We start from the raw sequence: 21,353 nt of genomic DNA on the forward strand, positions 1-21,353 counted from the left end.
AGGCCCTGAGGAGGATCCATGAGTACGCTTACCCACGAACCCCTTCATCCTGCGATTGCGCGCATTGAAGCGGCGAAGACTGCTTTGCGGGAGCGCTTCGAAGAGCACCTTGCTCGTGCATCGGCAGCAGTTCTCATGAAGGCTGTCGCGCTTGCAGACGAGAAGGCTTTTGCTGCGCTTGCCAAGGTTGAGGTCGAGACCAAGCGCAGTACTGCGACGCGCAATCAGGAGGCCATTGCCAGGATGAAAGCGCGGGCCTTCGAGCGTGTAGCCAGTCGGTGTGAGTTGCTCGATGCCAAGGCGGCCTGCGAGATCCTGGGTATTACCAAACAAGCTCTGAGTCAGAAGACCAAGGTTGGCAAGCTCCTCGCCTATACCAATACCGGTAATCGCAGGAAGTTCTACCCGTCGTTTCAGTTTGTCGAGAACAAGCCGAAGGCTGTTGTCGAGATGCTGATTACTTCGCTCGGTGTCGATCCCGCCGATACCGAAGCCATGAATACGCTGGTGCAACATTTGGTCGGCAGAATGGATTATTCGGACCCTGGTGAGCCAAGTAATGAACTGCCTCGGTTCCAATTGCTGGATGATCCTGCGGCTCTGGACATCATCAAGCGGGATTATGTGAATGCGTTGATGGTGGGGCAGTGAGAGCCTGGCTCCTGGGCGATGCGTTCAAGCGTTTACTCCAGCGCAACACCCAGGCTCTCGAGAAACTCAACCGCTGTTTCACCGTTTGAAAGCAGGGCTTCCATGACGCGCTGATGACTGGTTGCTTCGACCTGCAGTGCGCGGCCTTGAAACAAGACAAGATTGCACCCTTCGATGGACCCGCTCACGGTGTAAACGGCTGACGGATAGAGCAGGCCATCGATCTCGCTCAACTGCATGCACGCCTGGCTGATTTTCTGCGGAAGTGCGTAGCCTTCTCTGCCCTGGCCCTTGGCCTGTACGAGATCTCGGAGTTTGTGATGGGTGGCTCTGTTCGCCAGCGCGGCGACGTCCACCACGCTCAATACACGTGCTGCCTTGAGATGATGAATTGATGCGAGTTCGAGATACGAAAGGCGCACGGTCTGATCATCAACACCTTGGCCTGACTGGAAGGACTCGGCCACGGCAACTTCCTCGCTTAAGCCGAGATAGTAGACGCCGATCTGCCTGGCAGGGTCGGCATTGCGTGTATCGGCATCGGCACGATAGTTGACCGGGTTGGCATCGTAACGAGAGGGTTGAATACGATGCAGAAGTGTTCCCGCAGAGATCTGTCGCACCAGTTCCGGGTACTTGTCGAGGGTTGCCAGAACCTGTTGGAAAATCGCGTTCTCAGGACTCATCTAGCGCTTGCTGTCTTCGATAGACTTGAAGTGCCGATCATAGTCGCTTTGCCTTTCGCACCCTGGCTTGTAAGGGTCCATATCACAGGCGAACTTGAGATCCTGCTGATTCGGCAGCAGGAAGAATCTGCCGTCTACACATCCGGAAAGAAGCAGAACCCATAGCAATACCGTCTTTTTCATCACCCATCCTTGAACAACGGAAGTCCCTGCGATTTTCGCCAGGCGATGATACGGGCAATCACCTCCTTGGCGCAGCCCTCTTGGTCAGTTGTAGGGTAATAGATCAGGTCCGAGCCGTTCGGATGCCTGGCCATGTCGATGAAGTGCTCGAGCAGACGATCCTGCCAGGCTGAACTGCCAGCGGCATGCAGCAATTCTTCCACGATGGCGGTGAATTCGGCGCAGGTGTAGTCGGCAAGGCTGTGTTTTTGACTGATCACCACCGTACCTCCGAAGACAACGCGTATTGCAGGGCGCTCATGATCCGCAGATTGTCCGCGTCATAAAGTGCGCCACCGAACTCGGGTGAATCTAGGTGGCAAATCTGGTACGAGCGCAGGCCCTTGGCTGTTTCTGCGAATGGTGCTCGGGGTGGCCAGCCTTTCTTGATGCGCTTTAGTTGCGAGGTGACGAAAAGCTGGGAGTAGACCGGGTCTTCGGCGATTGCCAGCCAGAATGCCTGGGAGAAATCGTCGAAATTGGCGAAAGTTTTTCTGGAAAGTGATTTTGCGATGTGGTCAGGGAGGAGAGCTGCCATGGGAATGCTTCTTGATTGAAATGTTGTTGAGATCTTCGCCTTACTCAATTGTGATGGAAATAGATCCAGTGCTGAGTCAGGCGTGAGTCTTTTCTTGCTGATTTGTAGGAATAATCCTTGGCGGCTTTTTAGGTTAGACCCTGCATAAAATTCAGTGCCCCAGACTAACGCTTCAGATCATTGGTTTCTTGATTTGGCGATAATGCTCTTGGTAATCCATCATTCTTTCGCAACCCTGCTTGTAAGGTTCGATGTCGAATTTGAACTTAATGTCCTCTCGGTTAGGGAGGATCAGGGTTCTCCTGATCACTACATGGCAAGCGTGCGCTGTCGGAATTTTTCTGTATGCTGGGCGCGGGGGCGTCAATCGGTAGGAATGCTCCTACCGACAGGAAAGCTCTACATTAGATGTGTGTTTCAGACACAGGAATTACCCGTTTTTCCTTGACCGCCTTGTAGGAAAAACTTGAGTAAATCTCCTTCACCCCCGGCAACCGCTGCAGTACTTCCCGAGTAAACTCCCCGAACGATTCCAAGTCCCTTGCCAGAATCTCCAGCAGGAAATCATACCGTCCAGATATGTTGTGACACGCCACTATCTCGGGAATCTCCATCAGCCTTCGCTCGAACGCCAAAGCCATGTCTTTGGTATGCGAATCCATCATGATGCTGACAAACGCCGTCACGCCAAACCCCAATGATTTGGGCGAAAGAATGGCCTGATAACCGGTGATATATCCGTTGTCCTCCAGCAACTTGACCCGTCGCCAGCACGGCGAGGTGGTCAGTGCGACGTGGTCGGCAAGCTCGGAAACAGTGAGGCGCGCGTTGTCCTGCAGGGCGGCGAGCAGGGCGCGGTCGGTGCGGTCGAGGCTTGAAGGCATGATTTGCCCTCCTGGTGTTTTATTTGTTGTTTTCATTCCAAAAAGTGCGCAAATGCGTGGGCAATTTTGGAAAAATTCAGGCAGCTCGGTGGCATAAGCTTATAACAAACCACCAGAGGCTGTTGCCATGCGCGACTCCCATAACAACACCGGTTTTTCCACCCGCGCCATCCACCATGGTTACGACCCGCTTTCCCACGGCGGCGCTCTGGTGCCACCGGTTTACCAGACTGCAACTTATGCCTTCCCCAACGTCGAATACGGCGCGGCGTGCTTTGCCGGAGAGGAGGGCGGGCACTTCTACAGCCGCATTTCCAACCCGACCCTGGCGTTGCTGGAGCAGCGCATGGCCTCGCTGGAAGGAGGGGAGGCTGGCCTGGCGCTGGCGTCGGGCATGGGCGCCATCACCTCGACCTTGTGGACCCTGCTGCGCCCTGGCGACGAGCTGATCGTCGGGCGTACGGTGTATGGCTGCACCTTTGCCTACATGCACCATGGCATCGGCGAGTTCGGGGTGAAGGTGCGCCATGTCGACCTCAATGACACCAAGGCGTTGAAAGCAGCGATCACCCGCAAGACCCGGATGATCTACTTCGAAACCCCGGCCAACCCGAACATGCAGCTGGTCGACATCGCGGCGGTGGCCGAAGCGGCGAGGGGGCATGACCTGCATATCGTGGTCGACAACACCTATTGCACCCCGTACCTGCAGCGGCCATTGGAACTGGGCGCCGACCTGGTCGTACATTCGGCGACCAAGTACCTAAGCGGCCACGGTGATATCACGGCTGGCCTGGTGATCGGGCGCAAGGCACTGGTGGACCGGATCCGCCTTGAAGGCCTCAAGGACATGACTGGCGCAGTGCTGTCGCCGCATGACGCGTCGCTGTTGATGCGTGGCATCAAGACGCTCGCATTGCGCATGGACCGCCATTGCGCGAATGCCCAGCAGGTTGCCGAATTCCTTGCGCGCCAGCCGCAGGTAGAGTTGATCCAGTATCCTGGGCTGCCATCGTTTGCCCAGTACGAACTGGCGCAGCGACAGATGCGCTTGCCGGGCGGAATGATCGCTTTCGAGCTCAAGGGTGGGATCGAGGCCGGGCGGCGCTTCATGAATGCGCTGCAACTGTTTGCCCGGGCGGTGAGCCTGGGCGATGCCGAATCGCTGGCGCAGCATCCGGCGAGCATGACCCATTCCAGCTATACGCCCGAAGAGCGGGCGCATCACGGGATTTCCGAAGGTCTGGTGCGGTTGTCGGTGGGGCTGGAGGATGTCGAGGACTTGTTGGCGGACGTGGGGCAGGCGCTTAAGGCTTGCAGCTAGGTTACCTGGCCCTGTGGGAGCGGGCTTGTCCCGCGAACACCGGCGAAGCCGGTGCCAGCCACCGAGTCGCCTGCTTCGTGGGTCAAGCCCGCTCCCGCAGATGCCATGATCGAGACCAAAAAAAGGCCTCTTTCGAGGCCTTGTTCATGTCAGCGCTTGAGCCCGTAGCTCTCGTCGAGCATGCCCGGCGAGTTCGGCGACTTCGGTGCATAGTCGCGTGGCACTTCGGCGGTATCCTTCGGCGGGGTCAGGCGGTCACGCGGCCCCTGGGTGCCCTCGGAGTGCAGGGCGGCGAGCAGGCGCTGGCGGGTCAGCTCGTCGAGCGCCAGGTGGTTGGCGCCGTCGGCCAGGTGATCCTGCACGTCCTGGTAGCTCTGGGTCAGCTTCTTGACGAGTACCGCGGTGCTGTTGAAGTGGGTAACCACCTGGTTCTGGTAACTGTCGAAGCGCTGCTGGATATCGTCCAGCTGACGCTGGGTGCTGCTGGGCGCCGCATTGGGCAACAGGCGGGCCACGATGAAACCGACCGCCACACCGATGACCAGGGCCAGGGTTGGCAACAACCAAACAAGGAGCGAGAGTTCCACGAGTCCTTCCTCTATAAACGGCTTTGCTTTACGTTAACGGCTCAGACCTGCGCTGTATACCGCGAGCGATCGCAAATCAGAACAGAATTCCTCACCTAGACGAAACGACCCCCTTCGAGGTCACGGAGTAGTGCCTTGCTTGTTCGCGAAACCCCCTTGTTCATCGACGGCCCGATCGGCCAGCTGGAAGCCTTGTACCTGGATGTGGCCGATGCCCGCGGTGCGGTGCTGATCTGCCACCCCAACCCGGTCCAGGGCGGCACCATGCTCAACAAGGTGGTCTCGACCCTGCAGCGCACCGCCCGCGACGCTGGCTATGTGACCTTGCGCTTCAACTACCGCGGTGTCGGCCAGAGTGCCGGCAGCCATGACATGGGCGCTGGCGAGGTGGCCGATGCCGAGGCCGCTGCAGCGTGGCTGCGCGAGAAGCACCCGCAGTTGCCGCTGGTGCTGATGGGCTTCTCGTTCGGCGGCTTCGTCGCCACCAGCCTGGCCGGGCGCCTGGAGGCGCAAGGTGTGGCGCTGCAACAGCTGTTCATGATCGCCCCGGCGGTGATGCGCCTGACCGCCGACTTCCCGCTGCCGCAGCGCTGCCCGATCGCCGTGGTGCAGCCCGATGCCGACGAAGTCGTCGATCCACAGCTGGTTTACGAATGGTCCGACGCACTGGGGCGCCCCCATGAGCTGCTGAAAGTGGCAGAATGCGGACACTTCTTCCATGGCAAGCTGACCGATCTGAAGGATCTGCTGCTGCCGCGCCTTTCGAACTGAGCCAAGCCTGAATAAGCGAACACCCATGACCACGCGCATCCTCACCGGTATCACCACCACCGGCACCCCGCACCTGGGCAACTACGCCGGCGCCATCCGCCCGGCGATCGTCGCCAGCCAGCAGCCTGGTGTCGACTCGTTCTACTTCCTGGCCGACTACCATGCCTTGATCAAGTGCGACGACCCGCTGCGCATCCAGCGCTCGCGCCTGGAAATCGCCGCCACCTGGCTGGCCGGTGGCCTGGACCCGAACAAGGTGACCTTCTATCGCCAGTCCGACATCCCCGAGATCCCGGAACTGACCTGGCTGCTGACCTGCGTCGCGGCCAAGGGCCTGCTCAACCGTGCCCACGCCTACAAGGCCTCGGTGGACAAGAACGTCGAAAACGGTGAAGACCCGGATGCCGGCGTGACCATGGGCCTGTTCAGCTATCCGGTGCTGATGGCGGCGGACATCCTGATGTTCAACGCCAACAAGGTGCCGGTCGGCCGCGACCAGATCCAGCACGTGGAAATGGCCCGTGACATCGGCCAGCGTTTCAACCACCTGTTCGGCCAGGGCAACGATTTCTTCGCCCTCCCCGAAGCGGTGATCGAGGAGAGCGTGGCGACCTTGCCGGGCCTGGACGGGCGCAAGATGTCCAAGAGCTACGACAACACCATCCCGCTGTTCACCAGCGCCAAGGAGATGAAAGACGCCATCTCGCGCATCGTCACCGACTCGCGTGCCCCTGGCGAAGCCAAGGATCCGGACAACTCGCACCTGTTCACCCTGTTCCAGGCTTTCTCGACGCCGGCGCAGTGCGCCGAGTTCCGCGAAGAGCTGCTGCAGGGCCTTGGCTGGGGTGAGGCCAAGCAGCGCCTGTTCCAGCTGCTCGACGGCCAGCTGGCCGAAAAGCGCGAGCACTACCACCAGCTGATCTCGCGCCCGAACGATCTGGAAGACATCCTCCTTGCTGGCGCCTCCAAGGCCCGCAAGATCGCTACCCCGTTCCTCGAGCAACTGCGCGAAGCAGTTGGCCTGCGTTCGTTCCGCAGCAGCGTGCAGGCCACCACCGAAGTGAAGAAGAAGGCCGCCAAGAGCGCACGCTTCGTCAGCTTCCGTGATGAAGACGGCAGCTTCCGCTTCCGCCTGCTGGCCGCTGATGGCGAGCAACTGCTACTGTCGCGCAGCTTCGCCGATGGCAAGAGTGCCGGTGCCGTGAGCAAGCAACTGCAGCAGGGCGGCGAAGCCGATGTACGCGTCGATGGCCTTGGCTTCAGCCTGTGGCTGAACGGCGAGCAGGTGGCCGACGGGCCGCAGTTCGGCAGCTCCGAAGCCCGAGATTCGGCTATCGAAAGCCTGCGTGTAGCGCTTGCGCCACAGTAGGAGCGGATTTATCCGCGAACACCGGCATAGCCGGTGCCAGGCACCGCGCTGCCTGCTTCGCGGGTAAACCCGCTCCCACAGGAATGCACACCGCCTGAGGCATTTCGCCGCAAGTCTGATTGCCATTAAGCGGGCCTGTCGCTACAGTGACGGCCCGTTTTTTGTTGCCTCGCTAACGAAATCATGACGCCCCTAGAACGATATCAAGCAGATCTGAAACGTCCCGACTTCTTCCATGATGCGGCGCAGGAAACTGCGGTTCGTCACCTGCAGCGTCTGTACGACGACCTGGTGCACGCGCAGAACAACAAGCCGGGCATGTTCGGCAAGCTGTTCGGCAAGAAGGAGCAGACGCCGGTCAAAGGCCTGTACTTCTGGGGCGGAGTAGGGCGCGGCAAGACCTACCTGGTCGACACCTTCTATGAGGCACTGCCGTTCAAGCAGAAGATGCGCACGCACTTCCACCGCTTCATGAAGCGCGTCCATGAGGAAATGAAAACCCTCAAGGGCGAGAAGAACCCGCTGACCATCATCGCCAAACGCTTCAGCGAAGAAGCCAAGGTGATCTGCTTCGACGAATTCTTCGTGTCCGACATTACCGACGCGATGATCCTCGGCACCCTGATGGAAGAGTTGTTCAAGAACGGCGTATCGCTCGTGGCTACCTCCAACATCGTGCCGGACGGCCTGTACAAGGACGGCCTGCAGCGCGCGCGCTTCCTGCCGGCCATCGCCATGATCAAGCAGTACACCGACGTGGTGAACGTCGACAGCGGGGTCGACTACCGCCTGCGTCACCTGGAGCAGGCCGAGCTGTACCACTACCCGCTCGATGACGCGGCGCACCAGAGCCTGCGCGCCAGCTTCAAGGCGCTGACCCCTGAGTGCACCCAGGCGGTCGAGAACGACGTGCTGATGATCGAGAATCGCCCGATCAATGCCCTGCTTACCTGTGACGACGTGGCCTGGTTCGACTTCCGCGCCCTGTGCGACGGCCCCCGCAGCCAGAACGACTACATCGAACTGGGCAAGATCTTCCATGCCGTGCTGTTGAGCAACGTGGAGCAGATGGGCGTCACCACCGACGATATCGCCCGCCGCTTCATCAACATGGTGGACGAGTTCTACGACCGCAACGTCAAGCTGATCATCTCGGCCGAGGTGGAGCTCAAAGACCTGTACACCGGCGGGCGCCTGAGCTTCGAGTTCCAGCGCACCCTGAGCCGCTTGCTGGAAATGCAGTCGCACGAATTCCTCGCGCGCGCGCACAAGCCCTGAGATCCTGGGGCCGCTTTGCGGCCCATCGCCGGCAAGCTCGGCTCCCACAAGGTATTGCGTAATACCTTGGACTGCCCCCAAGGGTTGGATTTTTTGTCCAACTTCTTGGGGGCAGTCCACCTTGTGGGAGCCGCGCTTGCCGGCGATGGGCTGCGCAGCAGCCCCATTGGTCTCATGCCTCTTGCATGAACTGCTGGCGATACTGGTTCGGCGACAGCTCGGTATGCTGGCGGAACAACCGCGCAAAGAAACTCGCATCGTCATAGCCGACCTCGTAACTGATGGTCTTGATGCTCTTGCGCGTGCTCGACAGCAGCCCCTTGGCCGTCTCGATGCGTAACCGCTGCAGGTAGTGCAGCGGTTTGTCACCCGTCGCCCCCTGGAAGCGGCGCATGAAGTTGCGGATGCTCATGCCATGGTTGCGGGCCACGTCCTCGAAGCGGAACTTGTCGGCGAAGTGTTCTTCCAGCCAGTGCTGGATCTGCAGGATGATCAGGTCCTGGTGCAGCTTCTGGCCGCCGAAGCCCATGCGCCCTGGCGTGTAGTTGCGCTGCACTTCGTAAAGGATGTCGCGGGCCACGGCACGCGCCACGTTGGCGCCGCAGAAGCGCTCGATCAGGTAGATGTACAGGTCGCAGGCTGAAGTGGTGCCGCCAGCGCAGTACAGGTTGTCAGCGTCGGTCAGGTGCTTGTCCTGGTTCAAGCGGATCTTCGGGAAGCGCTCGGCGAAACTGTTGAAGAAGCGCCAGTAGGTGGTCGCCTCCTTGCCGTCGAGCAAGCCGGATTCGGCCAGCCAGAATACCCCGCTGGCTTCGGCGCACAACACCGCGCCACGGGCGTGCTGTTCGCGCAGCCATGGCAGCACCTGCGGATAACGTTGCTGCAGATTGTCGAAATCTTCCCAGAAGGCTGGGAGGATGATCACGTCGGCATCGTCGAGGCCGCCGTCGACTGGCAACTGCACATTGCTGAAGCTGTCCACCGGTTGGCCATCGGGGCTCACCAGATGAATCTCGAACATGGGCTGCAAGCCCAGGCCCAGCTGCTTGCTGTAGCGCAGGCTGGCGAGATGGAAGAAATCCTTGGCCTGCATCAAGGTCGAAGCGAACACCTTGTCAATGGCCAGGATGCTGACGCGCCGCAACGACGCGGAGGGTTGGGTAAACATCATTGTCATTGTTCTTATAGGGTAGAGTGGTCAATCACCGGCTGGATCGTCTTATTTTTTGGCGATTGTGTCTACCCCGCACCCTCAAGGTCTGCACCGAACCCTGCGGGAGCAAGTGTCTTGCTCAATTTCTAGAATCTGGCGCGATCCTGTGGGAGCGGGCTTGCCCGCGAAGCCGACACCGTGGTGAATGGCACGGGCTTCGCCCGTGTTCGCGGGCAAGCCCGCTCCCACAGGGATCGCGCCAGGTTCTAATCCCACCTCAGGACACAAGCGGGTTCACCCGCGAAGAAGTCGACACCGGGTTCAGCTCAAGGCGCCGGGTTCGGCTGCTCCTGATGGATAGCCTCGATTGCCGCGAGCAGCTCGTCGCTGAGGTTAAGCCGCAGGCTGTCGAGGTTGCTCTGCAGTTGCACAAGATCGGTCGCGCCGATGATGTTGCTGGTCACGAACGGCTGCCGGGTGACGAACGCCAGGGCCATCTGCGCCGGGTCCAGGCCATGCGCATGGGCCAGCTGCACATAACGGCTGCAGGCCGCTACGGTCTGCGGGTTGGAGTAGCGGGCGAAGCGGCTGAACAGGGTCAGGCGGCCTTTTTCTGGCCGGGCGCCGTTCTCGTATTTGCCCGAGAGCATGCCGAACGCCAGCGGCGAATAGGCCAGCAGGCCGCATTGCTCGCGGATTGCCACTTCCGCCAGGCCCACTTCGAAGCTGCGATTGAGCAGGTTGTAAGGGTTCTGGATCGACACCGCCCGCGGCCAGCCACGGGTATCGGCCAGGTGCAGAAACTTCAGGGTGCCCCACGGGGTTTCGTTGGACAGGCCAATGTGGCGGATCTTGCCTGCACGCACTTGCTCGTCGAGCACTTCGAGGGTTTCTTCCAGAGGCGTGAACAGGTCGTTGGCAAGGTGCTGGTAACCGAGCTTGCCGAAGAAGTTGGTGCTGCGCTCGGGCCAGTGCAGCTGGTAGAGGTCGATGCGGTCGGTCTGCAGGCGCTTGAGGCTCTCGTCCAGTGCGGCAACGATGTGCTGGCGGTTGTGCTTGAGCTGGCCGTCGCGGATGTGGCTGATGCCGTTGCCGGGGCCGGCGACCTTGCTGGCCAGCACCCAGTCGTCGCGGTCGCCATTGGCGCGGAACCAGTTGCCGATGATGCGCTCGGTGGCGGCGTAGGTCTCGGGGCGCGGCGGCACCGGGTACATTTCGGCGGTGTCGATGAAGTTGATGCCGCTGGCCTTGGCCAGGGCAATCTGCTCGAAGGCCTCGTCCTGGGTGTTCTGCTCGCCCCAGGTCATGGTGCCCAGGCACAGGGCGCTGACGTCGAGGTCGGTACGGCCGAGCTTGCGGTATTCCATCGGGAAAACACTCCTTGGCAAAGAAGCCCATCAAAGCAGGTTGAAATTTTTCGTGCAATCTGGATAATTCTGCCCCTCTCCGTGTGGCGGAAGTGATGCACCACCACGCAGGAAGAACCCCGTCGAACATTGGCGTGCCCGACCCGAGCCCCCAAAAGCGTCAGCGTTCGGCTGCGCGCTTGCCCTTGGCAAGCTGTGCACTATCCAGTAAGATTCGCCGTCTATTTTTCGCTGGGCGGCCTCTGAGGCTTTAGAGAATGAAAACTTTTACTGCTAAACCGGAAACAGTAAAGCGCGAGTGGTTCGTAGTTGACGCCGCTGGCCAGACCCTGGGTCGTCTGGCTACCGAAATCGCTACCCGTCTGCGTGGCAAGCACAAACCAGAATACACCCCTCACGTTGACACCGGCGACTACATCGTCGTCATCAACGCTGAACAGGTTCGTGTGACTGGTGCCAAGTCTTCCGACAAAATGTACTACTCCCACTCCGGTTTCCCAGGCGGTATCAAGGAAATCAACTTCGAGAAGTTGATCGCCAAGGCCCCTGAGCGTGTTATCGAAACCGCGGTCAAAGGCATGCTGCCTAAGAACCCGCTGGGTCGCGACATGTACCGTAAGCTGAAAGTGTACGCGGGTGCTGCTCACCCACATACTGCTCAGCAGCCTCAAGAACTGAAGATCTAACGGGAAAGTTCATTATGTCGGCGACTCAAAATTACGGCACTGGCCGTCGCAAGACCGCAACCGCTCGCGTTTTCCTGCGTCCGGGTACTGGTAACATTTCCATCAACAACCGTTCTCTGGACGTGTTCTTCGGTCGCGAAACCGCTCGCATGGTTGTTCGCCAGCCGCTCGAGCTGACCGAAACCGTTGAGAAGTTCGACATCTACGTCACCGTTTCCGGTGGTGGTGTCAGCGGTCAGGCCGGTGCGATCCGTCACGGTATCACCCGCGCTCTGATGGAATACGACGAAACCCTGCGTGGCGCTCTGCGTCGTGCTGGCTACGTCACCCGCGACGCTCGTGAAGTCGAGCGTAAGAAAGTGGGTCTGCGTAAAGCGCGTAAGCGTCCTCAGTACTCCAAGCGTTAATACCGCTTCGGCAGTCGAAAAAAGCCCGGTTCCTTGGAACCGGGCTTTTTTTTGTGCTTGAACTAACCTGTCAGCATGTCGGTGACCGTTTGTCGCATAGACGCAGATCAAGCAAAGCGCGGGTTATGGCTCCCTGTGGGGGTAATCACCTTGTCACTGTGTGGATTTGTTTCTTACCATGGCGGCCAATTTTTAGCGCCACAGACACAACCTAAGTACAGGCCAGGTCCAACTGGCCAAGCAAAGCTGATGGGAGAGGACTGAATGAGCAATGACGGCGTCAACGCAGGCCGGCGCCGCTTCCTCGTAGCCGCGACATCCGTGGTCGGGGCAGCGGGGGCAGTGGGGGCTGCGGTACCGTTCGTGGGGTCATGGTTTCCCAGTGCCAAGGCGAAGGCGGCCGGCGCACCGGTGAAGGTCAATATTGCCAAGGTCGAGCCGGGGCAGCAGATGGTTGCCGAGTGGCGTGGCCAACCGGTGTTCATCGTGCGGCGAACGCAGGAGATTCTTGGCAACCTGAAGAAGATCGAAGGTGACCTCTCCGACCCTCAATCGAAGAGCTCGGTGCAGCCGGCCTATGTCGACCCTGAGGTTCGCTCGATCAAGCCGGAAATCCTCATTCTCGTCGGTCTTTGCACGCACCTGGGATGCTCGCCGACCTTCCGCCCGGAAGTCGCGCCCGCAGACCTTGGGCCGAAGTGGGTCGGTGGCTATTTCTGCCCTTGCCACGGCTCCCACTACGACCTGGCCGGCCGTGTCTACAAATCGCAGCCGGCGCCTCTCAACCTGCCAGTGCCGCCGCATTCTTATGAGTCGGACGACATCGTCGTCATCGGCGTCGACCAGGAGAAAGCATGATGAGCAAGTTCATGGACTGGATTGACGCTCGCTTCCCCGCTACCAAGATGTGGGAAGACCACCTGAGCAAGTATTACGCGCCCAAGAACTTCAACTTCCTGTATTTCTTCGGCTCGCTGGCGCTGCTGGTGCTTGTCAACCAGATCGTCACTGGCGTGTGGCTGACCATGAGCTTCACGCCCTCGGCGGAAGAGGCCTTCGCCTCGGTCGAGTACATCATGCGTGACGTCGAGTACGGCTGGATCCTGCGCTACCTGCATTCCACCGGTGCCTCGGCGTTCTTCATCGTGGTCTACCTGCACATGTTCCGCGGCCTGCTCTACGGCTCCTACCAGAAGCCCCGTGAGCTGGTATGGCTGTTCGGCATGCTGATCTACCTGGCGCTGATGGCCGAAGCCTTCATGGGCTATCTGCTGCCATGGGGGCAGATGTCGTACTGGGGTGCTCAGGTGATCATCTCGCTGTTCGGTGCCATCCCGGTGATCGGTGGCGACCTGACCCAGTGGATCCGCGGGGACTACCTGATCTCGGGCATCACCCTGAACCGCTTCTTCGCCCTGCATGTGGTGGCCCTGCCGATCGTGATTCTCGGCCTGGTCGTGCTGCACATCCTGGCCCTGCACGAAGTGGGCTCGAACAACCCTGATGGTGTGGACATCAAGAAGAAAAAGGACGAAAACGGCATTCCGCTCGACGGCATTCCGTTCCACCCGTACTACACCGTCAAGGACATCGTCGGCGTGGTGGTATTCCTCTTCGTGTTCTGCGCCGTGGTGTTCTTCTTCCCGGAAATGGGTGGTTACTTCCTGGAAAAACCCAACTTCGAGCAGGCGAACGCGTTCAAGACGCCGGAGCATATCGCCCCTGTCTGGTACTTCACGCCGTTCTACGCGATCCTGCGTGCGGTGCCTGACAAGCTCATGGGCGTAATCGCCATGGGGGCCGCGATCGCCGTGCTGTTCGTGCTGCCCTGGCTTGACCGCAGTCCGGTGCGCTCCATGCGCTACAAGGGCTGGATCAGCAAGGTCTTCCTGCTGGTGTTCTGCATTGCCTTCGTCATCCTCGGCATTCTCGGCGTCCTGGCACCTACGCCTGGGCGGACCTTGCTGTCACAGGTGTGCACGGTGCTGTACTTCGCCTACTTCCTGTTGATGCCGTTCTACACAAGGCTTGAGAAGACCAAACCGGTTCCGGAAAGGGTGACTGGCTGATGAAAAAGTTGATTGCAGTATTTTTGCTGGCAGTGATGCCTGCCTTTTCCTTCGCTGCCGAACATGGCCTGGAACTGGACAAGGTCGACATCGACCTTACCGACAAGGCGGCCATGCAGGACGGTGCGCGCACCTTCGCCAACTATTGCATGGGTTGCCACAGCGCCAAGTTTCAGCGTTACGAGCGAGTGGCCGATGACCTTGGCATCCCCCATGAGCTGATGCTCGAGAAGCTGGTGTTCACCGGTGCCAAGATCGGCGACCACATGCAGATCGGCATGCAGCCCAGCGATGCCAAGACCTGGTTTGGCGCCGCGCCGCCCGACCTGACCCTGGTCGCCCGGGTGCGCGGTACCGATTGGTTGTACACCTACCTGCGCAGCTTCTATGAAGACAAGTCGCGCCCGTACGGGGTCAACAACAAGGTGTTCCCGAACGTCGGCATGCCCAATGTGCTGGTCGGCCTGCAAGGTAATCAGGTGGTTGGCTGCAAGCAGGTGCAGATGGTGGTCGATGGCAAGAAGCAATTCGACCCATTGACGGGTAGCCCGCTGACCCATGAGGCCTGCGACCAGCTGACCATTACGCCGAATTCCGGTACCCTGAACACCGAGCAGTTCGACGAGAAGGTCAAGAACCTGGTGACCTTCCTGGCCTATTCGGCCAACCCGGTCAAACTGGAAAGCCAGCGCATCGGTACCTACGTGTTGCTGTACCTGGCTTTCTTCTTCGTATTTGCCTACTTGCTCAAGCGCGAATACTGGAAGGACGTGCACTGATCACGCAGTAATTTCTGGTAGTTGAACGCGCCCGCGGGGGCCTGGCAAATGTGCCAGGTCCCCGCGGGCGCGTTTTCATTTAGAGTTTTACAAGCATTCCTTGCGAGGAGGCGCTACATGGGCGCAACCAACCGGTTAGCCTGCTATTCCGATCCTGCTGACCATTATTCTCATCGGGTACGCCTTGTGCTCGCCGAGAAGGGCGTCAGCGTGCAGGTCATCGACGTCGATCCTGCGCGGCTGCCACCCAAGTTGGCAGAGGTGAACCCTTACGGCAGCGTGCCGACCTTGGTCGATCGTGATCTGGCGTTGTATGAGTCGACCGTGGTGATGGAATACCTTGAGGAGCGTTACCCGCATCCGCCTTTGATGCCCGTGTATCCGGTGGCGCGTGGCAATAGCCGCCTGCTGATGCACCGCATCCAGCGCGACTGGTGCGCCCTGGCTGATACCATTCTCGACCCGCGCAGCGCTGAGGCCGCCCGCACCGAGGCGCGCAAGGCGCTGCGCGAGAGCCTGACCGGTGTCTCGCCGCTGTTTGGCGAGTTTGCTTGCTTCATGAGCGAGGAGCAAAGCCTGGTCGACTGTTGTCTATTGCCCATACTATGGCGTTTGCCGGTCATGGGTATTGAATTGCCCCGGCAGGCCAAGCCGCTGCTGGATTACATGGAGCGGCAGTTCGCTCGCGAGCCTTTCCTGGCGAGCCTGTCCTCCGTTGAACGTGAAATGCGCAAGCTTTAAGGAGCCGTTGATGAACTCCAGTCGCCCCTATCTGGTTCGAGCACTGTACGAGTGGATCGTCGACAACGATTGCACCCCCCATATGCTGGTCAATGCCGAGTTCCCGGCGGTCCAGGTGCCCCAGGGCTTCGCCAGTGATGGTCAGATCGTCCTGAATATCTCGCCGAGCGCTGTGCGCAATCTGCACATGGACAATGAGGCGGTCAGCTTTGAGGGGCGCTTCAGTGGCGTCTCCCATTCGCTGTTCGTGCCGGCGGGTGCCATTCTGGGCATCTATGCCCGGGAGAACGGCCAAGGCATGGTCTTCGAGCTGGAGTCGCCGATGATGGATGGCGATGACATTGAAGACGAAGACGTTGAGCCGGATGACGATGGCCCGCCGGAAGGGGGTGGCCAGCCACCGCGCCCAAGCGGGCGGCCCAGCCTGAAGGTGGTCAAGTAACAAAAAAAGGCGATCCGCATGGATCGCCTTTTTCTTTGCTGCAACGTTGCGCTTACAGATCGCTGATGGTGCGGACCTGATCGCGGTTGATGCGGGTGCGCTTGCCGTCGAGCTGCTGGAACTCGTAGAAGCCGGTGTCCTTCTCGAAGTGCGGGGTATCGATGGCCTGGATTTCGCGGCCGTCGTTGAGGGTGATCAGGCTTGGGGTGGAGCAGCCGGCCAGGGTGGCGAAGGTGCCGAGCAGCAGGGCGGGCAGCAGAAGCTTTTTCATGCGGTGTTTCCTGGATATCGGGAAGTTTGGAGCGGGGGTTCCTGTGCCGGCCTTTGTGTGGGCAGGCTGCCCGCGAAGGGTCGGCACAAGGCAAGGCTTGATCAGTCGATGTACTCGAACAGCTTGACGATCTTCTGCACGCCAGACACACCCTGAACCACGGCAGTGGCGGAGTTGGCCTCTTGCTGCGTCACCAGGCCCAGCAGGTAGACGATGCCGTTCTCGGTGATCACCTTGATCCGCGAGCTTGGCACGGCATTGTCGGTGAGCATCTGGGTCTTGATCTTGGTGGTCAGCCAGGCGTCGTTATTGCGTGCCAGGATGGAGGAGGGCTGCATCACCTGCAGCTCGTTGTGCACTTTCTTCACGCGCTGGACCTGGCTGGCGGTCTGTTCGGCCAGGCTCTTGAGGTCGGCGCGCGGGGTTTGCCCGGCGAGCAGGACGATACCGTTGTAGCTGCTGACAACGATGTGCGAGCTCTTGTCCAGGTCAGGGCTGGCCTTGGCAATGTTGACCGAGGCCTTGGTCTCGATCAGCGAGTCGTCGATCTTGCTGCCGATGGTGCGAGTGCCGCGATCATCCTCGATCGGCGAGTTGCGGGTCGAGGTCAGCACCGAGCTGCAGCCGGTGACGCTCAGGCACAGGGTCAGGGCCATCAGGCCGAGGCGTATGGGGGTCATTCTTCACTCCCGAACAGTTGGCTGTCGATCAGATCGCACAGGCAGTGGATCGCCAGCAGGTGGACTTCCTGGATACGTGCAGTGACCGTCGACGGTACGCGGATTTCCACGTCTTCGGGCAACAGCAGCGAAGCCATGCCGCCGCCGTCACGTCCGGTCAATGCTACGACAATCATTTCGCGATCATGTGCGGCCTGGATCGCTTGAATCACGTTGGCAGAGTTGCCGCTGGTCGAAATCGCCAGCAGTACGTCGCCGGGCTGGCCCAGGGCGCGGATCTGCTTGGAGAAGATTTCGTTGTAGCTGTAATCGTTGGCGATCGAGGTCAGCGTCGAGCTGTCGGTGGTCAGGGCGATGGCCGGCAGGCTCGGGCGCTCACGCTCGAAGCGGTTGAGCAGTTCCGAAGAGAAGTGCTGGGCATCGCCGGCCGAGCCGCCGTTGCCGCAGGCGAGCATCTTGCCCTCGTTGAGCAGCGCATTGACCATGACCAGGCTTGCCTGCTCGATGTGCGGTGCCAGGATGTCCATTGCCTGTTGCTTGGTGTCGATGCTGGCCTGGAACAGCCGGCGAATTCGGGATTGCATGTCCATCTGGTGACCTTAAGTGGGGCGGTGGCCGGCGCGACGCGCAACAGGGACCAGCCCGCGAAACATAGAGCAAAAAAAACGGAGTGGGTTCAGCATTCGAAGGCGTTTTTCAGCCATTGAAATGGCTTGCCTGCATGGTGGCTGCCCTGCAGGGCGACAACGTCGAAGCGGCAGGGGTGATCGGCCCAGCGGGACTCCTTCTGCAGGAACAGGGTGGCGGCAAGCACCAGCCGTTTCTGCTTGCGCCCGTCAATGCTGCCGAGGGCGCCACCGAAGTCCGCGTGCAACCGATAGCGGACTTCGACGAATACTACTGTATCGGCGTCGAGCATGACCAGATCAAGCTCGCCGCCTTTGCATCGCCAATTGCGTGTCAACAGCTGCAGGCCTTGCCCTTGAAGGTACTCAAGGGCTTGGGTTTCTGCCGCCTGGCCGGCGCTGCTCGGCGATGCCTTGGGCATCAGTGCGCGGTGTCCGGCAGGCGCTTGACCTGGCCGCCAGAGAACTCGGCCCACGGCAGCTGGCGCTCGACGCGCTGGTTGGCGTTGATGCTCAGGCTGCCCGACAGGCCTTGCACCCGGTTGTCCGGCAGTGCCTTGAGCTGGCCCAGGCGAGGTGCCAGGCTGTAGGCGTCGACGCCCATGGCGTACAGGCGGCCGAGGCTGCCTGCGGCTTGTGGCCATTGCTGCACCACCTGCTGGCGCAGGCTGTTGCTGGTGTCGAGCAGCCACGGGGTTTCGCAGAAGCGAATGCCGTTCATGTCGTTGTACTGGTTGACGTCACCGCTGGCGCTGTACAGGTTCGAGGTGGCGTAGACCGGTACATCACCGGCGTACTGGAAGTTCAGGGTCGGTTTGATCTGTTGCGCCTGCTGTGGGGTCGAGGCGAGGAAGATGAAATCGATGTCCTGGCGGCGCGATGGTTGTGCCGCGATGTTGCCGCCCACGGTGCTTTGCAGGCTCTGGGCGCGGCCTTCGCTCTGGCGCAGCTGGAACAGGTTGGCGATCTGCTGGGCCAGGGCGACGGGTTGCGCGATGCGCTCGGCAGCGATGATTGTGCCGCCATTGCCTTCCCAGTCCTGGCGGAAGGCGGCCAGCACGCGGTCGCCCCACTCACCGCTCGGTACCAGGGCCACAGCGCGCACCATGCCGTCGGCACGGGCGCGGCGTGCCACTTCGCGGGCTTCGTCCTCGGCAGCGAGGCCGAACTGGAACAGCTGCGGTGGTGCCTTCTGGCCGGCGTCGGCGTAGTTCAGGGCGAGGGTGGTGATGGGCAGTTGCGCGTTGGCTGCGAGCTTTTTCACCAGCGGCTTTTCCAGCGGGCCGACCACCAGCTGTACGCCGTCGGCCTGGGCCTGGCGATAGAAGTCGTCGAGCGAGCCGATGCGCGAGCTGTCATAGACCTGCACGGCCGGCGCTTGCCCGCCAGCCTGCTGGGCCTGGAAGTGGGCAGCCATGAAGCCGTCACGCAGGGCGCGGGCAACGCCGGCCAGCGGGCCTTCCTGAGGCAGCAGCAGGGCGATCTTGGTCAGCGGCTGGCTGGCCAGTTCCTTGAGCTTGGTCAGGGCCAGCGGCAGTTGCTTGGCGGCTGGGTGGTCAGGGTGCTGCTTGCGCCAGGCTTCGATGGCGGCCTGCTGCTGCTCCAGGGTGCCAGCGCTTTTCACCGCCAGCGCCAGGCTGGTCCAGCCGGCCAGGATTTCGTTGTTGGCAGGTTGCTGCAGCTGTTCGGCCGGCAGCGAAGCGACCAGGGCCCAGATGGCGTCATTGTTCGCGCTGGCGGCCTGGCCGCTGAGCAGCGGGCTCAGCAGCACGCGTTGCTGGGCGGCGGCCAGGGCCTGGCCGTCGGCCTCGAGGGCGGCGGCGTGGACGCTGTAGGTGCGCACCTGCTGTTGCTCTGGCAGTTCTGCGATGTGCTGCAGGCTTGGGTGAGACAAGGCGGTCAGGGCGGCCTTGGGCTGGTTGCGGCTCATCGCCAGTTCGGCGCCGAGGGTGGCAGCGAAGATTTGCTGGGCCGGCTTGAGCGTGTCCATTGGCACCTGCTCGAGGATGCGAGCGGCGCGTGGGAAGTCCTTCTGCTTGTAGGCCAGGTCGGCGGCGCTCAGGCGCAGCAGGGCAGCGTCTTCGGCGGACTTGCTGGTGGCGGCCTTCTCGAGCAGTTGCTCGATGCTGGCGTCCGGGGTGCGTGGCAGTTCGCCCAGGCTGGATGAGGGCGAGCTGGCGCAGGCTGCCAGCAGAGCAGCGAGGCAGAGGGCTGTGAACAGCCGCAGGCAAGCGATCATGTAAAGGTCCTGTTACTCGATCAAGTTGGCCGGCAATTGTACCCAAGCGGCGGCCGGGGCGCGATCTGCCGTTAGCAGAACCTTCACTATAGGCGGCTCGCCGGTGGCCGCCGGTGAAGTTCTTTGCGCCCTGTTACCGGCGCTCGGGCTACAATGGCGCCTTTGATCCGAAAGGCAGGGTGTGTGCAGTGACTGATGTGGCCGGGACTTCGAAATCCACCATGGGGACGCTTTATGTGGTCGCGACCCCCATCGGCAACCTTGACGACATGAGCGCCCGGGCGCTCAAGGTGCTGGCCGATGTCGCCCTGATCGCCGCCGAGGACACCCGGCATTCGGTTCGTCTGCTGCAGCACTTCGGCATCGATACGCCGCTGGCGGCCTGCCATGAGCACAACGAGCGCGACGAAGGCGGGCGCTTCATCACCAAGTTGCTGGCGGGTGAGGATGTGGCGCTGGTGTCCGATGCTGGTACACCGCTGATTTCCGACCCAGGCTACCACTTGGTGCGCCAGGCCCGGGCTGCAGGCGTCAGCGTGGTGCCAGTGCCAGGCGCCTGCGCATTGATTGCTGCGTTGTCGGCTGCCGGCCTGCCTTCTGACCGCTTTATCTTCGAAGGCTTCCTGCCGGCCAAGGCTGCCGGTCGTCGGGCGCGCCTGGAGCAAGTCAAGGAGGAGCCGCGCACGCTGATCTTCTACGAGGCGCCGCACCGCATTCTTGAATGCCTCGAGGACATGGAGCAGGTGTTCGGGGGTGAGCGCCCGGCGTTGCTGGCGCGCGAGCTGACCAAAACCTTCGAGACCCTCAAAGGCCTGCCGTTGGCTGAGCTGCGCGCCTTCGTCGCCAGCGACAGTAATCAGCAGCGGGGTGAGTGCGTGGTGCTGGTTGGGGGGTGGAGTGCGCCTGAGGGCGAGGAGGCGATCAGTGCCGAGGCACAGCGTGTGCTGGATCTGTTGCTGGCCGAGCTACCGCTGAAAAGAGCGGCGGCATTGGCGGCGGAAATCACCGGTGTGCGCAAGAACCTGCTCTATCAGGTGGCCTTGGAAAAGCAGAAAGCACAGTAGTGGCAATTAGACATAGTTCACGGTATCGCTTGTTCTTGGGCGCGCGTGCCGTTAACCTTGTCGGCGGAGAGTCGATCGGACAGTCGCTGCCGTCTTTTGTTCCGCAAAAGATGGGGGAGGAAAGTCCGGGCTCCATAGGGCAGAGTGCCAGGTAACGCCTGGGAGGCGCGAGCCTACGGAAAGTGCCACAGAAAATAACCGCCTAAGCACTTCGGTGCCGGTAAGGGTGAAAAGGTGCGGTAAGAGCGCACCGCACGACTGGCAACAGTTCGTGGCTAGGTAAACCCCACTCGGAGCAAGACCAAATAGGGTTCCATCAGGCGTGGCCCGCGTCGGAACCGGGTAGGTTGCTAGAGGCGTCCAGTGATGGCCGTCGTAGAGGAATGACTGTCCTCGACAAAACCCGGCTTACAGATCGACTCTCCACCTTCCCCCCTCCTGCTTGAATCGATAGCAGATGCGCTCTGGTAATACCAAAAAGATCTTACTCTTAATAAATCACTTTAACTTCGAACTGCA

Annotated in this window: 26 protein-coding genes and 1 other RNA gene; 14 read left to right on the forward strand and 13 right to left on the reverse strand. The window is 60.8% G+C overall.

The annotated features are described in order from the left end of the window. Positions 1-18 precede the first annotated feature (18 nt). Complete coding sequence (locus tag ACIPZ5_RS16955) at positions 19-651, forward strand: hypothetical protein (RefSeq protein WP_400809756.1); 633 nt, start codon at positions 19-21, stop codon at positions 649-651. A gap of 32 nt (positions 652-683) precedes the next feature. Here the strand turns inward: ACIPZ5_RS16955 and ACIPZ5_RS16960 are convergent, their stop codons facing one another. From ACIPZ5_RS16960 to ACIPZ5_RS16980, 5 genes are all read right to left on the reverse strand, one after another. After that, a complete protein-coding gene (locus ACIPZ5_RS16960) occupies positions 684-1,337 on the reverse strand; it encodes an RES family NAD+ phosphorylase (RefSeq protein ID WP_400809757.1) in 654 nt (217 codons plus the stop codon). Then, positions 1,338-1,520 carry a hypothetical protein gene (locus tag ACIPZ5_RS16965; RefSeq protein WP_261941486.1) on the reverse strand — a complete coding sequence of 61 codons (183 nt, stop codon included), beginning with the start codon at positions 1,518-1,520 and terminating at the stop codon, positions 1,338-1,340. Continuing rightward, complete coding sequence (locus ACIPZ5_RS16970; RefSeq protein WP_400809759.1) at positions 1,520-1,780, reverse strand: bacteriocin immunity protein; 261 nt, start codon at positions 1,778-1,780, stop codon at positions 1,520-1,522. The genes ACIPZ5_RS16965 and ACIPZ5_RS16970 overlap by 1 nt, the downstream gene beginning before the upstream one ends. Continuing rightward, positions 1,777-2,097, reverse strand: a complete 321-nt coding sequence (locus ACIPZ5_RS16975) for an S-type pyocin (protein WP_400809761.1) — start codon at positions 2,095-2,097, stop codon at positions 1,777-1,779. The genes ACIPZ5_RS16970 and ACIPZ5_RS16975 overlap by 4 nt, the downstream gene beginning before the upstream one ends. 404 nt (positions 2,098-2,501) lie before the next feature. Further along, the gene (locus tag ACIPZ5_RS16980) at positions 2,502-2,981 is read right to left on the reverse strand and encodes an Lrp/AsnC family transcriptional regulator (RefSeq protein ID WP_261941483.1); all 480 of its coding nucleotides are present in this window, start codon (positions 2,979-2,981) and stop codon (positions 2,502-2,504) included. Positions 2,982-3,108: 127 nt separating this feature from the next. On the opposite strand from ACIPZ5_RS16980, the gene ACIPZ5_RS16985 reads away from it, so the two are divergent. Beyond that, on the forward strand, positions 3,109-4,305 hold the full coding sequence (locus ACIPZ5_RS16985; RefSeq protein WP_343597871.1) for a methionine gamma-lyase: 1,197 nt from the start codon (positions 3,109-3,111) through the stop codon (positions 4,303-4,305). Positions 4,306-4,454: 149 nt separating this feature from the next. Here the strand turns inward: ACIPZ5_RS16985 and ACIPZ5_RS16990 are convergent, their stop codons facing one another. Next, positions 4,455-4,892 carry a YhcB family protein gene (locus ACIPZ5_RS16990; RefSeq protein WP_027918018.1) on the reverse strand — a complete coding sequence of 146 codons (438 nt, stop codon included), beginning with the start codon at positions 4,890-4,892 and terminating at the stop codon, positions 4,455-4,457. Positions 4,893-5,027: 135 nt separating this feature from the next. Here ACIPZ5_RS16990 and ACIPZ5_RS16995 point away from each other — a divergent pair, with 135 nt between their 5' ends. The 3 genes from ACIPZ5_RS16995 to zapE all read left to right on the forward strand — a co-directional run bounded on the left by ACIPZ5_RS16995 (position 5,028) and on the right by zapE (position 8,310). Beyond that, positions 5,028-5,663 (forward strand): alpha/beta hydrolase, encoded by a 636-nt coding sequence (locus ACIPZ5_RS16995; RefSeq protein WP_400809762.1) that lies wholly within the window; start codon positions 5,028-5,030, stop codon positions 5,661-5,663. A gap of 25 nt (positions 5,664-5,688) precedes the next feature. Then, on the forward strand, positions 5,689-7,032 hold the full coding sequence (locus tag ACIPZ5_RS17000; RefSeq protein ID WP_400809763.1) for a tryptophan--tRNA ligase: 1,344 nt from the start codon (positions 5,689-5,691) through the stop codon (positions 7,030-7,032). 183 nt (positions 7,033-7,215) lie between these two features. Beyond that, the gene (gene zapE, locus ACIPZ5_RS17005; RefSeq protein ID WP_261941479.1) at positions 7,216-8,310 is read left to right on the forward strand and encodes a cell division protein ZapE; all 1,095 of its coding nucleotides are present in this window, start codon (positions 7,216-7,218) and stop codon (positions 8,308-8,310) included. Between the two features lie 172 nt (positions 8,311-8,482). On the opposite strand, the gene ACIPZ5_RS17010 is transcribed toward zapE, so the two are convergent. Both ACIPZ5_RS17010 and ACIPZ5_RS17015 read right to left on the reverse strand, forming a co-directional pair. Continuing rightward, on the reverse strand, positions 8,483-9,403 hold the full coding sequence (locus ACIPZ5_RS17010) for a GlxA family transcriptional regulator (protein ID WP_313713291.1): 921 nt from the start codon (positions 9,401-9,403) through the stop codon (positions 8,483-8,485). Between the two features lie 386 nt (positions 9,404-9,789). Beyond that, positions 9,790-10,830 (reverse strand): NADP(H)-dependent aldo-keto reductase, encoded by a 1,041-nt coding sequence (locus ACIPZ5_RS17015; RefSeq protein ID WP_400809765.1) that lies wholly within the window; start codon positions 10,828-10,830, stop codon positions 9,790-9,792. Between the two features lie 257 nt (positions 10,831-11,087). Here ACIPZ5_RS17015 and rplM point away from each other — a divergent pair, with 257 nt between their 5' ends. From rplM to ACIPZ5_RS17050, 7 genes are all read left to right on the forward strand, one after another. After that, positions 11,088-11,516 (forward strand): 50S ribosomal protein L13, encoded by a 429-nt coding sequence (gene rplM, locus ACIPZ5_RS17020; protein ID WP_003251819.1) that lies wholly within the window; start codon positions 11,088-11,090, stop codon positions 11,514-11,516. Positions 11,517-11,530: 14 nt separating this feature from the next. Further along, complete coding sequence (gene rpsI, locus ACIPZ5_RS17025) at positions 11,531-11,923, forward strand: 30S ribosomal protein S9 (protein WP_003260797.1); 393 nt, start codon at positions 11,531-11,533, stop codon at positions 11,921-11,923. 264 nt (positions 11,924-12,187) lie between these two features. Then, positions 12,188-12,781 (forward strand): ubiquinol-cytochrome c reductase iron-sulfur subunit, encoded by a 594-nt coding sequence (petA, locus tag ACIPZ5_RS17030; RefSeq protein WP_027918012.1) that lies wholly within the window; start codon positions 12,188-12,190, stop codon positions 12,779-12,781. Then, positions 12,781-13,992, forward strand: coding sequence for a cytochrome bc complex cytochrome b subunit (locus ACIPZ5_RS17035; protein WP_016395499.1), 1,212 nt, complete (start codon positions 12,781-12,783; stop codon positions 13,990-13,992). The genes petA and ACIPZ5_RS17035 overlap by 1 nt, the downstream gene beginning before the upstream one ends. Continuing rightward, positions 13,992-14,771, forward strand: coding sequence for a cytochrome c1 (locus ACIPZ5_RS17040; protein WP_027918011.1), 780 nt, complete (start codon positions 13,992-13,994; stop codon positions 14,769-14,771). Before ACIPZ5_RS17035 ends, ACIPZ5_RS17040 begins: the two co-directional genes overlap by 1 nt. Positions 14,772-14,888: 117 nt before the next feature. After that, positions 14,889-15,512, forward strand: a complete 624-nt coding sequence (locus ACIPZ5_RS17045; RefSeq protein WP_343597856.1) for a glutathione S-transferase N-terminal domain-containing protein — start codon at positions 14,889-14,891, stop codon at positions 15,510-15,512. A gap of 10 nt (positions 15,513-15,522) precedes the next feature. After that, entirely contained in the window at positions 15,523-15,954 is a 432-nt protein-coding gene (locus tag ACIPZ5_RS17050; RefSeq protein ID WP_343597854.1) for a ClpXP protease specificity-enhancing factor, read from the forward strand. A 52-nt stretch (positions 15,955-16,006) separates the two neighbouring features. On the opposite strand, the gene ACIPZ5_RS17055 is transcribed toward ACIPZ5_RS17050, so the two are convergent. The 5 genes from ACIPZ5_RS17055 to ACIPZ5_RS17075 all read right to left on the reverse strand — a co-directional run bounded on the left by ACIPZ5_RS17055 (position 16,007) and on the right by ACIPZ5_RS17075 (position 19,770). After that, positions 16,007-16,225: a YgdI/YgdR family lipoprotein gene (locus ACIPZ5_RS17055; RefSeq protein ID WP_400809766.1), complete on the reverse strand. Its 219-nt coding sequence runs from the start codon at positions 16,223-16,225 to the stop codon at positions 16,007-16,009. Between the two features lie 101 nt (positions 16,226-16,326). Further along, positions 16,327-16,905 carry a BON domain-containing protein gene (locus ACIPZ5_RS17060; protein WP_085675072.1) on the reverse strand — a complete coding sequence of 193 codons (579 nt, stop codon included), beginning with the start codon at positions 16,903-16,905 and terminating at the stop codon, positions 16,327-16,329. Next, positions 16,902-17,495: a phosphoheptose isomerase gene (locus tag ACIPZ5_RS17065; protein WP_008097558.1), complete on the reverse strand. Its 594-nt coding sequence runs from the start codon at positions 17,493-17,495 to the stop codon at positions 16,902-16,904. The genes ACIPZ5_RS17060 and ACIPZ5_RS17065 overlap by 4 nt, the downstream gene beginning before the upstream one ends. An 86-nt stretch (positions 17,496-17,581) precedes the next feature. Then, entirely contained in the window at positions 17,582-17,953 is a 372-nt protein-coding gene (locus ACIPZ5_RS17070) for a YraN family protein (RefSeq protein WP_343597847.1), read from the reverse strand. Beyond that, a complete protein-coding gene (locus tag ACIPZ5_RS17075) occupies positions 17,953-19,770 on the reverse strand; it encodes a penicillin-binding protein activator (RefSeq protein ID WP_343597845.1) in 1,818 nt (605 codons plus the stop codon). Before ACIPZ5_RS17075 ends, ACIPZ5_RS17070 begins: the two co-directional genes overlap by 1 nt. Before the next feature lie 221 nt (positions 19,771-19,991). On the opposite strand from ACIPZ5_RS17075, the gene rsmI reads away from it, so the two are divergent. Next, positions 19,992-20,834 carry a 16S rRNA (cytidine(1402)-2'-O)-methyltransferase gene (gene rsmI, locus ACIPZ5_RS17080; protein ID WP_313713292.1) on the forward strand — a complete coding sequence of 281 codons (843 nt, stop codon included), beginning with the start codon at positions 19,992-19,994 and terminating at the stop codon, positions 20,832-20,834. A gap of 67 nt (positions 20,835-20,901) precedes the next feature. After that, positions 20,902-21,261: RNase P RNA component class A (gene rnpB, locus ACIPZ5_RS17085), an RNA gene on the forward strand. Positions 21,262-21,353: the final 92 nt, after the last annotated feature.

It is taken from the genome of Pseudomonas sp. NPDC089428, assembly GCF_044749325.1.
Taxonomy (GTDB): domain Bacteria; phylum Pseudomonadota; class Gammaproteobacteria; order Pseudomonadales; family Pseudomonadaceae; genus Aquipseudomonas.

Excerpts from the sequence above, each read along its gene's own strand:
- ACIPZ5_RS16955 (WP_400809756.1), top strand. The coding sequence starts at position 19 with ATGAGTACGCTTACCCACGAACCCCTTCATCCTGCGATTGCGCGCATT.
- ACIPZ5_RS16960 (WP_400809757.1), bottom strand. The coding sequence starts at position 1,337 with ATGAGTCCTGAGAACGCGATTTTCCAACAGGTTCTGGCAACCCTCGAC.
- ACIPZ5_RS16965 (WP_261941486.1), bottom strand. The coding sequence starts at position 1,520 with ATGAAAAAGACGGTATTGCTATGGGTTCTGCTTCTTTCCGGATGTGTA.
- ACIPZ5_RS16975 (WP_400809761.1), bottom strand. The coding sequence starts at position 2,097 with ATGGCAGCTCTCCTCCCTGACCACATCGCAAAATCACTTTCCAGAAAA.
- ACIPZ5_RS16980 (WP_261941483.1), bottom strand. The coding sequence starts at position 2,981 with ATGCCTTCAAGCCTCGACCGCACCGACCGCGCCCTGCTCGCCGCCCTG.
- ACIPZ5_RS16985 (WP_343597871.1), top strand. The coding sequence starts at position 3,109 with ATGCGCGACTCCCATAACAACACCGGTTTTTCCACCCGCGCCATCCAC.
- ACIPZ5_RS17000 (WP_400809763.1), top strand. The coding sequence starts at position 5,689 with ATGACCACGCGCATCCTCACCGGTATCACCACCACCGGCACCCCGCAC.
- zapE (WP_261941479.1), top strand. The coding sequence starts at position 7,216 with ATGACGCCCCTAGAACGATATCAAGCAGATCTGAAACGTCCCGACTTC.
- ACIPZ5_RS17010 (WP_313713291.1), bottom strand. The coding sequence starts at position 9,403 with ATGCAGGCCAAGGATTTCTTCCATCTCGCCAGCCTGCGCTACAGCAAG.
- ACIPZ5_RS17015 (WP_400809765.1), bottom strand. The coding sequence starts at position 10,830 with ATGGAATACCGCAAGCTCGGCCGTACCGACCTCGACGTCAGCGCCCTG.
- rplM (WP_003251819.1), top strand. The coding sequence starts at position 11,088 with ATGAAAACTTTTACTGCTAAACCGGAAACAGTAAAGCGCGAGTGGTTC.
- rpsI (WP_003260797.1), top strand. The coding sequence starts at position 11,531 with ATGTCGGCGACTCAAAATTACGGCACTGGCCGTCGCAAGACCGCAACC.
- petA (WP_027918012.1), top strand. The coding sequence starts at position 12,188 with ATGAGCAATGACGGCGTCAACGCAGGCCGGCGCCGCTTCCTCGTAGCC.
- ACIPZ5_RS17035 (WP_016395499.1), top strand. The coding sequence starts at position 12,781 with ATGAGCAAGTTCATGGACTGGATTGACGCTCGCTTCCCCGCTACCAAG.
- ACIPZ5_RS17040 (WP_027918011.1), top strand. The coding sequence starts at position 13,992 with ATGAAAAAGTTGATTGCAGTATTTTTGCTGGCAGTGATGCCTGCCTTT.
- ACIPZ5_RS17045 (WP_343597856.1), top strand. The coding sequence starts at position 14,889 with ATGGGCGCAACCAACCGGTTAGCCTGCTATTCCGATCCTGCTGACCAT.
- ACIPZ5_RS17050 (WP_343597854.1), top strand. The coding sequence starts at position 15,523 with ATGAACTCCAGTCGCCCCTATCTGGTTCGAGCACTGTACGAGTGGATC.
- ACIPZ5_RS17055 (WP_400809766.1), bottom strand. The coding sequence starts at position 16,225 with ATGAAAAAGCTTCTGCTGCCCGCCCTGCTGCTCGGCACCTTCGCCACC.
- ACIPZ5_RS17060 (WP_085675072.1), bottom strand. The coding sequence starts at position 16,905 with ATGACCCCCATACGCCTCGGCCTGATGGCCCTGACCCTGTGCCTGAGC.
- ACIPZ5_RS17065 (WP_008097558.1), bottom strand. The coding sequence starts at position 17,495 with ATGGACATGCAATCCCGAATTCGCCGGCTGTTCCAGGCCAGCATCGAC.
- ACIPZ5_RS17070 (WP_343597847.1), bottom strand. The coding sequence starts at position 17,953 with ATGCCCAAGGCATCGCCGAGCAGCGCCGGCCAGGCGGCAGAAACCCAA.
- ACIPZ5_RS17075 (WP_343597845.1), bottom strand. The coding sequence starts at position 19,770 with ATGATCGCTTGCCTGCGGCTGTTCACAGCCCTCTGCCTCGCTGCTCTG.
- rsmI (WP_313713292.1), top strand. The coding sequence starts at position 19,992 with ATGGGGACGCTTTATGTGGTCGCGACCCCCATCGGCAACCTTGACGAC.